At 49.9% G+C, this 12,840-nt stretch carries 3 protein-coding genes; 2 read left to right on the top strand and 1 reads right to left on the bottom strand.

Translation table 11 applies throughout. From position 1 onward, the window contains the following. The first annotated feature begins 270 nt into the window (after positions 1-270). Complete coding sequence (locus NG796_RS18965; protein WP_261208458.1) at positions 271-8,283, top strand: CHAT domain-containing protein; 8,013 nt, start codon at positions 271-273, stop codon at positions 8,281-8,283. 38 nt (positions 8,284-8,321) lie between these two features. On the opposite strand, the gene amt is transcribed toward NG796_RS18965, so the two are convergent. Continuing rightward, a complete protein-coding gene (amt, locus tag NG796_RS18960; protein WP_261208457.1) occupies positions 8,322-11,729 on the bottom strand; it encodes an ammonium transporter in 3,408 nt (1,135 codons plus the stop codon). A gap of 567 nt (positions 11,730-12,296) precedes the next feature. Here amt and NG796_RS18955 point away from each other — a divergent pair. Continuing rightward, positions 12,297-12,650: a DUF732 domain-containing protein gene (locus tag NG796_RS18955; RefSeq protein WP_261208456.1), complete on the top strand. Its 354-nt coding sequence runs from the start codon at positions 12,297-12,299 to the stop codon at positions 12,648-12,650. The last annotated feature ends 190 nt before the right edge of the window (positions 12,651-12,840 follow it).

The raw sequence follows: 12,840 nt of genomic DNA, 5'->3' as shown, positions 1-12,840 counted from the left end.
TTGTCCCACTTGGAGGGAATTTTAAGCGATCGGTTTATAGGAAGTTAAGACAAAACTTGAGTAGGAATACTTAACTTGTCAAAAGGGACATAATCCAGTAGAGTAATAGAATCGCAATAATAGACTTGTTGTTTAATTCAAGCCCAGTAATAACAGCCCTCCAACAGATAAAAAAGGGGGCAGGGTTTTCCAGACTCAGGCAATCCGTCTCAGGGACATCAGGATACTAAATGGGATAAAGATTAACCGATAAGGAGGTCAAGGGGGATCGTGGGTTATTGCATTGCTCCAGTCAAAGAATCAATGGGAAAGCAGATTCAGTTGATCATTACTGGATTGGTTGCCACCGTGATTGGCGCGCATCAACACCCCTTGTTGGCCCAAGGCATTGATCCGGCATCGGATGGGACCGGGACCACGATTACCATTGATGGACCACAATTTAATATTCAGGGGGGACAACGGTCGGCAGATGGGGCCAATTTGTTCCATAGTTTTGACCGCTTCAATTTAGAGGGAGGACAAGTTGCGAATTTTCTCTCCAACCCGGCGATCGCAAATATTTTGGGGCGAGTTATAGGAGGCGATGCCTCTTATATCAATGGATTAATTCAAATCACTGGGGGCAATTCCAATCTCTATTTAATGAATCCCGCCGGAATTGTCTTTGGGTCAAACGCGCAACTTAACGTTCCGGGAGACTTTTTAGCAACAACGGCCACAGCAATTGGGTTGGGTGAGGGGTGGTTTAATGCGATCGGGGAAAATAACTGGGCGAGTTTAGTGGGAACCCCCTCGCAGTTTGCCTTTGGGTTAGAACAACCGGGAAGTATTGCCAATTTTGGGGAATTAATCCTGCAACCGGGGAATGATTTAACCTTGTTAGGTGGGAGTATTGTCAATACGGGAACCCTGGCATCGCAAGGCGGAACAATTACGATCGCAGCGGTTCCCGGTGAACGGGTGGTGAGAATTTCCCAAGAAAATCATCTGCTGAGTTTAGACGTGAGACCCCAGGAGATGCAACCCTTGGGGGCGACTGCCCCCTTATCTTTACCGGAGTTGCTTGTAGGGGGTACTCTCACCCATGCCACCGGCATTGCGGTGCAGGAAGATGGTACCATCGCCCTCACCGGGTCGGGAATCACCGTGGAGGCACAACCGGGAGATGTCATGACCTCCGGGACTCTGGATGTCTCGGCAGAGGAAACCGCAGGGGGACAAATCGCCCTCCTCGGCAACCGAGTCGGAGTCGTGGAAGGAACCCTGGATGCCTCGGGGAGTGGTGGCGGAACCATTAGAATTGGCGGAGACTTTCAGGGACTGGGAAACATTCCCAATGCCACGCAGACTGTAGTGAGTGAAGGGTCGGAAATTGCTGCGGATGCCATTCAGGCCGGGGATGGCGGGACCGTGATTTTATGGGCCGATGGTACCACCGAGTTTGCCGGGAGTATCACCGCCCGAGGCAGTCAGGAAACCCCATCCGATGGCGGGTTTGTGGAAGTATCCGGGAAAGACACCCTCCTGTTTCGCGGCCAAGTAGACTTGAGTGCAGTGCAAGGAACTGTGGGGAACTTGCTGCTGGACCCGGAAAATATCCAAATTGTGGCGAATGGGGGGACTCACAATAATAAACTGCTTTTTAATAGCACGATTTTAGAGGCGAATGATCCAGGCGTCACCTATACAATTAGCGCCGGAACTTTAGAAGGGATTATCGCGGATATCCGTCTGGAGGCGAGTAAGGATATCATCGTCGCCCCGGGGGTCTCTCTCAACTTTGCCAATCCCGGGGGAAGTCTGCTGGGGGATAATCCATTTCAACTGGCCTTAATTGCAGATGCCGATAATAACGGCAGTGGTAACTTTACAATGGACCCGACCCAATCGATTATCGCCAAGGGTCGCAGTCTGTCGATTTCTGGGGTGAATATTACCCTGGGGAATGTGGATGTGAGTGATATTAGTACCAACATCCTATTTTTGGGACTCGTGGCCCGAAATGCCGGGAGTGTGACCCTCACCGCCACCGGGGGAAATATTGTGACGGGGAATATTATCGCCCAAGCCAATGATAATATGCTGGGGGATTTGGTCCAGCAAGGGGGTGGGAATATTACCCTATCCGCCCCGGTGGGAGGAGTGGAAACGGGGATTCTGAGTACCGATGCCTATATGAATGGGTTGGTCAAAGGGGATGGAGGTGCGATTGCGATCGCGGCTGGAACGGATATCCAAACCGGCCCGATCAGCACCCGCAGTAGTGGGGCATCCGGTGGGGCCGTTACTTTAGAGAGTGCCAGCCGTTCGATTTTGACCGGGAATATCGATTCTCGGTCCGATAGTAACGGAGATGGGGGTAGCATTCGTCTCACAACCCCCCAGGGGAACATTGAGACCGCAAGCATCTGGTCTCGGTCTACGACCAATGGTACTCAGGGCGGAAGTATAGAGTTATCGGCCCCGATCGGAACTATTTCGGTGCAGTCGATTGAAGGATATATTAATCCAATTAACATTGAGGGGGATCTTCAGGTTAATCAGGACTTGACCATCGAACAGTATCTCGACCAAGGAGATATCAACCTGGCCGGGTCGGTGAATGGGGATGCTAGTTTGTTACTCCAGACGGAACAGGGAACCGTCACGATTGGTTCTGTGGTGGGGGAGGGGACGCCGTTAGTTGATTTAACGGTGAATGCTGCTCAAACTGCGATCGCCCAGAATATCACTACTACTAACACTCAAACCTATAATACACCGATTAATATCACTGGGGATGTAGAACTCACTGCCAATCGGATTCAGTTTACCGATGTCGTGGCGGGGACGACTCACCTCACTTTACAACCCTTCGACCCGGCCCAAGACATGGCGATCGCGGGACCGGGTACAGGAAATTCCAACCTTTTTCAACTAACAGCAACGGATTTGGGTTGGTTACAACCGGGGTTCGCTTCCCTCACCATTGGCCGGAGTAACAGTAGCGGAATTGTTACCGTTACCAATTCTCACACCTTTAACGACCCATTGCTGATTAGAACTCCCGAGGGTGCAGGGTCAATTTCTGCCCCCGATGGGATTGTCGGCAATGCTGCGATCGCCCTTGATGCGGGGACGGATATTCTCACCGGGGATATCATCGCCCCGGGGGGAATTGAACTTAATGCTGGGGAACAGATTACCACCGGACTCCTGAATGCTTCATCGCCGGGGAATGGCGGTGATATTACAGTTGCCGCAGGAGGCAATATTACCCCAGGAAATATAACGGCCCTGGGTAGTTCAGGAACCGGAGGTGCGATCGCGCTGATTGCCGGAGGAATCATTACCCCGGAAGATGAAATCATTACCAACAGCAATGCCATTGCGATCGAGGGAACCGTTCTCCTGGATCGCGATACCACCGTTGATGCCGGAGGCGGTACAATTGATATCATCGGCGAGATTGATGGGGAGTATAATTTAACCCTACAAACCGCCACGGGTACAATCAACCTAGAGGGGAATATTGGAGAAACCACCCCCTTAACTCTTTTAACCACCGATACACCCACCACCTTATCAGGAAATGCCACCGCGACTCTCCTCGACTTCGGGGACCGTTTATTATTAAATGGCGATCGGCGCTTACGGGGAGAAGAAATTGATTTCGGCGGTCCTGTCTCAGGGACAGGTGACCTCACTTTAGAACCCTTCACCGGGAACCAACCCATTGGCCTCGGGTATGCCGATAATAATACCCCTGGGTTAGACTTGACTTTAACTGAATTAAATCAATTCCAAAATGGATTTAATTCGATTACCATTGGCCGGACTGATGGGACAGCCCCGATTGATGTCAATCAAGTTGCCATCAGCGACCCCCTGACCGTGCGATCGCAAACAGGAATCATTAATTTGCATCATACAGTCTTAGGCACGGATAACGCATCCCTGACCTTCTCGACTACCGGAGATATTCAAATTCTCAATCCCACCACGGTAGAAACTGCCAATGGAGAAATTACCTTTGAAGGGACCGTTAATGGCAATCAAAACTTAACGGTAACGGCGGGAAACAGCAGCATTAATTTTAATGCCAGTATCGGGACAGTCACTCCTTTAAATGATATTACATTAACCGCTGATGATCTGAATTTTGGCGGCACAATCCGGGGTAATGGGAATTTAGTATTACAACCTTTTACTCCCAGTTTAGATATCCACCTGGGGGGAATTAATTTTGAAAATAATTCCGCCTTAACCCTCAGTGCAATGGAACTCGATTTGTTGCAAACGGGGTTTAACTCCATCACCATCGGACGGATAGACGGGACTGGAACCACAACCTTAGAAGCAGGTCGGGGCGTTATAGAATTTAGAGATTCGCTGATTTTGCGGGGAAATACTGTAGAACTGGCCGGTAGGATTAGCGGGGTGAATGATTCCTCAATTACCTTTGAAGGCAACACGATTATTCTGGAGGATAATACGGCAGTAGAAACGCCCCAGGGAGATATTACCTTTGCCGGGACCGTAAATGGCGATCGCGCCTTAACTTTGAATGCAGAGAACGGCACAATTCGCTTAGAGACTGCTAATTTAGGCGAACTCAATGCCACGGCATTTGGAACGATTCTGGATGGAGATATTGTCACAACCCAAAGTAATGGAATTACCATTCAAAGCGACAATATTCAACTGAATCGAAATCTGACCCTGGATACATCCGCTGCCAATGGACCGATTATCCTCGGGGGAACCGTGAATGGTTCGCAAGAATTAACCTTAAATAGTGGCACAGGTAACCTGCAAATTGTCAAGGCGATCGGGAATATAATTCCCCTAATTGGGTTGGAAATTCAGGCCGGAAATGTGGCCGTAGATGGACCGATCGCCGTAGAATTGGGGGGGATAACCCTCGATGCCACAGGAACCGTTCATCTGAACCGCCCGATCGCCACCGAGGGCAACACCCAAGTAACCGCAGTGGGGAATATCACAACAACGGATCTCACCGCAAGCGCCATTACCCTGGAAAGTACATCGGGGTCAGTCACCATCACCGGACCCTTAACAACCCAGGGAGACAATGGCGGGGCGATCGCTCTGAATGCCCATACCGGCATCACCGGGGGAAACCTCAATAGTAGCGCTACCTTGGGAACTGGGGGTAATCTCACGGTAGATACCACAACCGGGAATATTGTCCTGGGAAATATCACCACATCCGGCGTTACCGCAGGGGGTGAGGTGAGCATTGCCACAGGGAATAATATCACAATTGGGTCCGTGGATAGTCGCGCCACTGGGGGAAATGGGGGGAACATTGCCTTAACTGGAGGCAATGGCACTCTCGCCCCAGGAACCATTAACTCGGGAGACTTGAACTCATCCGGTGCATTGAATGCCGGAAGCATCCAAGTCCTCGCCGAAACTGCAATCTTTGCCGGGGCGATCGCCGCCACAGGAACGGCGGGGGCCGGGGGAAATGTGACCCTCGACCCAGAAGGTGATATCGAAGTGAGGTGGATTAATGCTCAAGGGGGGACGATCGGGGGAACGGTTGATATTACCACCGGGAGCAATTTCCGCGCTACAGGGACATTTACCGCAGCAAATGGACAACAGGCAAGTATTTCCACGATTGGCAGTACCGGGAGTGGGGCGATCGCAATTCGTCATGGGGGCGATGGGATTGTTCCTTTTATCGTCGGAAATGCCAGCATTAATGGGACTGCCGGTGTCTTGACCACGGGGACCAGTGAGATCAGTAATGGATCATTTTTATATACGTTTACCCAAGGCAATATAGGGATTTACTCGGTTCCCGAACCCCCACCCGAACCCATACAGGAACCGATACAGGAACCAACACCAGCGCCGGTAGAATCCTCTACCCCAACACCAGCGCCAACGCCTGCGCCAACCCCAGCGCCAGCACCAACGCCTGCGCCAACGCCTGCGCCTGCGCCAGCACCAACGCCTGCGCCAGCACCAACGCCTGCGCCAACACCAACTCCAGCGCCTGCGCCAACACCAACTCCAGCGCCGGTAGAATCCTCTACCCCAACACCAGCACCAGCGCCAACACCAGCGCCAACACCAGCGCCAACACCCATACCAGCGCCGGTAGAATCCTCTACCCCCACACCAGCGCCAACACCCATACCAGCGCCAACACCAGCGCCAACACCAACTCCAGCGCCGGTAGAATCTTCTACCCCGGTCCCGATCAATGTGCCGGTCCCGATGCAATCACCACCTCCGACATCCCGACCCCTGCCTACGCCAGAACCGGCAGGAAATATTCCCCGGGTCTCGATCGCCCCGATATTGCCGTCGCAATTACCGGCGAGTGAGCAATCTGTGGAGTCTGGACCGGATCCAGTCATCGGCGCTGAAACCGTGCGATCGCCAATTGGGGTCAACCCGGAACCCACGGAGTCTATCGGACTGCCTCCGTTATCTCCAAGTGAGGGGGTAGCGGAACCGATTGCGCCAACTTCTGGGGAAGTAATTAGCAATCCGGGGGGAGAAGGGCCAGCGATCGCACTAGGAACCGAGAACCTGCCACCGGGAGTCACGAAGACTTTGCCCGAACCCGTATCCCAACCCACCGGGGAGAATGTGCCAGAACCGGGAGAAGCAGCGATCGCACCTGGATCCGACCCAACTGCTTCGAGTACAACCGGCGATCGCGTTTCTATTCCTAACCTCAATCCTTCCTCTGGACAACCCTTAGAACTCCTTGAAGATCCGGGATGGATTTTGGATGAAATGTTGACCCTTGATAGTTCAATTTGGTATCAATGGGCGATTACGCAAAATCCCAACTTATCGGATACGGACATTGCCAAAGGAAAGGCCATGTTGGCCTCTCTCAAACAAATGAAAGCAACCGTGGGAAATATCGGTTTGGGTGATGACTTTATGAATCGGGCCTCGCTTCCTCACCAACAGGAACACCAGTATAGTGGATCAATGGCAATTCTGATTAACCCGAATCATCAAGCATTGATTGAGGGTGAAACAAACGAAGAAATTACCTTGTCTCTGGACCAGGCATTTGCGACTCAGAATACCGAAGAAATTCTCTGGGCGATCGAAGAGTCTCGAAATCAAGAATTCCACGACTATCTCGGTGTGACTGCCAATTTACCCTCCCAAAATTTAACCCTAGGTAGCTTTCAAGAGACGTTAAGAAATCTCAAGGCACAAACCGGAAAACAGGCCGCCATTCTTTATGCCATTTCCCGGGGCGATCGCTTGGAAATCATTTTAGTCCCTCCGGTCGGTAATCCCATTCGTAAGACCATTTTTGAAGCGACTCCGGAAGTTTTGTTTCCGGTGGTCAATACATTTCGATGGGAAATTACCGACCCGAGGCGACAAAATATGAAAAACTATTTTTCCTCGGCGAAACAATTATATGACTGGATTATTGGACCCGTCGCGGAAGAGTTAGACAACTTGGAAATTGATACTCTGCTGTTTTCCCTAGATCCGGGATTACGGAGTTTGCCCGTTGCTGCCTTGTTTGATGGCAAGAAATTTTTAATTGAACGGTATAGTCTGAGTTTAATTCCGAGTTTTAGTCTAACCGCTCAAAGCTATGTTTCGCTCCAAAATTCTCCAGTTTTGGCGATGGGAGCCTCCAAATTTACCCAGCAATCTCCTCTACCGGCAGTGCCTTTAGAGTTGACAACAATTGTGGAGCAAACGGGTTCCCGGCAATCATTTTTAAACGAAGAATTTACCTTAGAAAATTTGTCTCAACTCCATAAAAAAGATAACTTTAAAATCATTCATCTGGCAACTCACGCCGAATTTCAAGCGGGCGATCGCACGAATTCTTATATTCAACTTTGGGACGATCAAGTGACTTTAGATGAAATGACGACCTTAGAATTAAATATGCCTGAAGTGGAGTTGTTAGTGTTATCCGCTTGCCGAACCGCCCTCGGCGATCGCGAGGCGGAATTAGGGTTTGCGGGATTAGCGGTTAAAAGTGGCGTAAAAACGGCGATCGCCTCGCTGTGGTACGTCAACGATGAGGCCACATTAGGACTGATGACCGAATTATACCATCACCTGAACTTAGTTCCCCTAAAAGCGGATGCCTTGCGTCAGGCACAACTGGCGATGCTACGGGGAGACGTGAGAATTGAATCCAATCACCTGATTCACTCCCAAGGGGCGATCACCCTGCCCCCAGAATTGTCAGACGTCGGAGATTACTCCTTATCCCATCCCTATTATTGGTCGGGATTTACCGCGATCGGCAGTCCCTGGTAAACCGCATCGGGGACTCAACTTCCCGCTATCAGTTACCCCTAAAACGATGATTTCAAACCCTTGAAACCCAGTTCATTTTTGAGTAAATAAGTGGTCATTTGCCCTTTTCCCTTCACCTGAATCGGACCGCGTTTTTCTAAGATAAACTTACCTTCTAAACGCGAATAAGTCGATTCTGTAACCTGAATTGCACCGGGAATGCCATGAGATTCCATGCGTGAGGCAATATTCACCGTATCCCCCCATAAATCATAGATAAACTTTTTCAACCCAATCACCCCCGCAATTACCGGACCGCTATTAATGCCAATGCGAATTGTAAAAGGTTCTCGAATTTTGGTGCTAAATTCAATTACTTCTTGCTGCATATCCAGGGCCATTCGAGCAATCGCCTCTGCATGATCTTCCCGGGGTAATGGCAATCCCCCGACAACCATATAAGCATCGCCAATCGTCTTAATTTTTTCTAACCCATGTCGTTCCGCCAGCAAGTCAAAGGTTGAAAAAATATCATTGAGTAAATGAACTAACTCTGTCGGTGAAACCCGCGATGCTAACTTAGTAAACCCGACAATATCTGCAAATAACACCGTTGCCTCGGAAAATCCATCGGCAATCGTGCCTTGTTCCTGCTTCAGTCGAGTGGCGATCGCCTCGGGTAAAATATTTAATAACAACCGTTCTGACTTTTCTTGTTCATTCCGTAAAGCAATTTCCGCTTGTTTGCGTTCCGTAATATCGCGACAAAGGGCTAACAACAATTTACGGTTTCCTGCCTCCAATAACCCCACCCGCACATCCACGGGAAACGTAGTCCCATCCTGGCGACGATGTACCCCTTCTAAGGCAATGGGAACCCCCCGACTCATTTGCTGCCAGCGTTGTTTGAGGGTTTCAAAGGGTAACTTTTGTTCAATATCCGCTATTGAGCGATCGAGCAACTCCTGACGACTGTATCCTAAACTATCACAAACTGCATGATTGACCTCAATAATCTGCCCCTCTAAATCATGAATAATAAACCCATCTGCCGCCTGTTCCATCACGGACCGAAATCGTTCTTCACTGTCTCGTAATGCCGCTTGTGCTTGTTTGCGTTCCGTAATATCTCGAATTGCAGCTACTCGTAATTCCCGCCCTTCGTAGGGAAGTGCTCGCCCTTCTATTTCAATGGGAAATCGAGTGCCATCCTGTTTTAATCCGGTCACTTCATAGGGTTTTTCATACCCCGTTACGATATGTTTGAGGACTAAATCTCGATGTTCCGGGACAATCAAACTTAACCCATTGCGATCAATTAAATCCGAGAAAGGATAGCCAAACATCTTGACACAGGTTTGGTTGACATCGATAATTTTTCCATGCTCATGGACAACAATCGCTTCTAAGGTTGCCCCAGATAAACGGCGAAATCGTTCCTCACTTTCTTCTAAAGCTTGTTGCGCTTGTTTGCGGTGGGTAATATCTCGAAACGTTCCTGTATAAAAGGCAGTGTCTCGGAATTTTACTTCAGTAATCGAAACCTCTACGGGAAATTTAGAGCCATCAGCGCGAATTCCCACGAGTTCATGAGGATGTCCTGATGCAACAATTTCCGATAAAAACTGTTCAATTTTGAGGGTTTTGTCGGCTTGCCAATATAAAACATCGAGGCCAAATTCAATCAGTTGGGGTAGGGACATTCCCAATAAGACAGATTTTTGATAGCCAAAAATCACTTCCGCCCGAGGATTAACGCTCATGATTTGAAAATCCGAGGCGTTAAAGGTAGCGATCGCATCCGTAGCGGTTCTGACGATCGCATCGGTCCGCGTAACGGCCTCCTCTAGGGCATTCATCACCTGATTATAGCGATCAGCAATTTGACCCACCTCCGTAAACGGTTCTACCGGCACTCGTAAGGTCAAGTCCTGAGTTTTCGCCTGGGAATCCATCACTCGAAACAGATCCAAAATTTCCGTTTTCGCACGATGTTCCGATACATTTAACCCAATATACTCATCCGCTGCCGAGACCCGCAACGGGGAAAATCGATTCACCACCGACAGGAACAAGTAAGCAATCCCAAAGGCCAGCATAAAACAACTCACAATCCCTAAAACCTGGACTCCCAACTGTTCCAGGCGACTCAACCCCGTTCCCAACAGTTCGGGGTTTCCAAACAACGCCACCGCTAAAGTGCCCCAAATTCCGCCCCCGAGATGGACGGGGACCGCGCCTACGGCATCATCCAACTGGAGTCGGATTAACAGGGACTCAACGGCGATCGCCACCAACCCGGCGATCGCCCCAATCGTCACCGCCGAAATGGCCGATACCCCATGACAACAGGCCGTAATTGCCACCAACCCAGCCAGGGACCCATTAAGCAGCCGGTCCACCTCGGGAATCTCCCGGGACCACCAGCCGGTAATCAAAGCGGTCATCATTCCCGAGACCCCTGCCAGGACTGTATTCACAATAATTCGGGATACATCTTCATTCAAGGCGAGGGTACTGCCGCCATTAAACCCAAACCAACCCAACCACAAAATTAACGCCCCCAGCACCGAAATGGGCAGGTTAGAACCGTGGATTTTTTCCGCCTTCCCGAACTTGGGAAACCGACCCGCACGCGCCCCAACAATGGGTAAACTGGCTAAAGAAACCCAACCCCCCACACTGTGAACCACCGTCGAGCCCGCAAAATCCACAAACCCCAGTTTTCCCAACCATCCCATCAGCACGCCTTGATCGACGCCATTCCAAGCCCAATGTCCAAAAATGGGATAAATTACGCCAGAAATCAGGCAAGCGATTAACAGGTAAGACCCGAATTTCATCCGTTCAGCGACGGCACCGGAGACAATGGTAGTTGCAGTACCACAAAACATCGCTTGGAATAAAAAGAAGGCCAAATCAAAGGCCGGTAAATCGGTTTTTAAAAAGAACCCGCTGCCGCCAAACCAGCCTTGGAACGAGGTTCCAAACATCAAGGCAAATCCAAACGCCCAAAATAAAGCCACGGAACAGCCAAAGTCGGTAAAGTTTTTAACCGCAACGTTAATACTATTTTTAGAGCGAGTGAGTCCCGATTCTAAACACATAAATCCAGCTTGCATCAAGAACACCAAGCCGGAGCATAATAAAATCCAGAGAATGTCAATGGTCAGATAGGTCGGTTGCGCTGAGGATGCGTCTTCTCCCTCTTTAAAGCGAGGTTCCTCAGTGCGGGTAATGGCGGTGAGTGGATCAGGAGTTACAGCAGGAAAGGGATTAGGGACTCCTCGCCCTGTGGGAGGAAAGCGTAAGGGTTCCGAGGGCGCTGAGTTGGCGATCGCGCTGGATGAGACGATTTGGGAGATTAAGGGTGGGTTGGGGAGGCGATCGCCATCCCTAGACGGGGTTGCTGATAACTGGGGTTGGAGGGTAACCACCAGTCCCAGCGTCAAGAAAAATAAAAACATCCTAATCAAGGACTTTCGGTGCATAGATTCCAGGTACAAGGGATAGGGTGTCAGCGTAATTTCATAACAATTTTACCCGGATAGCACCGGACTATTCTAATAAACAGAGCAAAGGTTTATACGGTCCGGACTCTCTTGTATTCATTTTCCAAACCTCCATTCTTTCCGTCATTAAACTTCAGGAAATGCACCCCATTAACCCCTGATTGTTTTTATAGCCCTTCTCGATCCCTGAGCGATTGATCAAGGTCACTTTCACCTAATGATTGCGACTCCCCCTATTTAGGGCCTGCATCGCTACTATAGCCTACGGACCCAACTTGTCTAGGGGAAAAAATCTCCAAATTTCAGACCCCTCTTGCCTTTGCGTCGTTCTGGATTCAGCCGAGGGTAGAAGTTTTGGGATTTACCCCGGTCAAATTCACCCGGTAAGAGGGCGATCGCCCCCTAAGCCGATTTTGCCAAGTTCCCCCTATAATGCAAAGGTAATTTCAAGGGTTGAGCTTTCCCTAATCTCGCTCAGTCGTTGAAGTCGAAAGAATATCACCGCTTTCTTAACATAAAATTATGCTGAAAACATCCGTGGCTTGTCTTAGCACTTCCCTGGTTTTATGCTCCCTCACCCCGGCTTATGCTCAAGAATTTGATACCGTTTTACAAGGACTATTAACCCCAGAAGAACTCCAAATCCATCAACAGGTAGGGACTCAACAGGCGGAACAATTGGGAAAAGATGCGTGTAACGCGCTTGCCGCAGGGTCTTCCGTCGAGGACTTTGCCACAGGAATTGCCGAGTCCCTCGCCCAAGAAAACCTCCCCCAAGCGCAATTACAAGCGCGGGGACTCTATAGCGGTAAGGTGATTGCCGTTGGAGTCGCCCTTTTCTGTCCCGATCGCTTTTCCCAATTGCAAGGCTTATAAGCCAAAGCAGGCTTCCCCGAGTTCACCGACACTGACTCCCGGGGAAGCCTGCCTCTGCTTCCTAACTGGTTGACTGACAAAACTTAGTCAGGCTGATACCTGTAAGTATGTAGGCTGAGAGGGTGACAACGGAGGTCAAACCCAGACGGGGCAATTGTTTGAGATAATGGAGAAGTCGTAAAAAAGCGGG

This window comes from Laspinema sp. D2d (genome assembly GCF_025370755.1).
Classification (GTDB): Bacteria; Cyanobacteriota; Cyanobacteriia; order Cyanobacteriales; family Laspinemataceae; genus Laspinema.
This window is presented reverse-complemented; position numbering and strand designations above follow the sequence as displayed.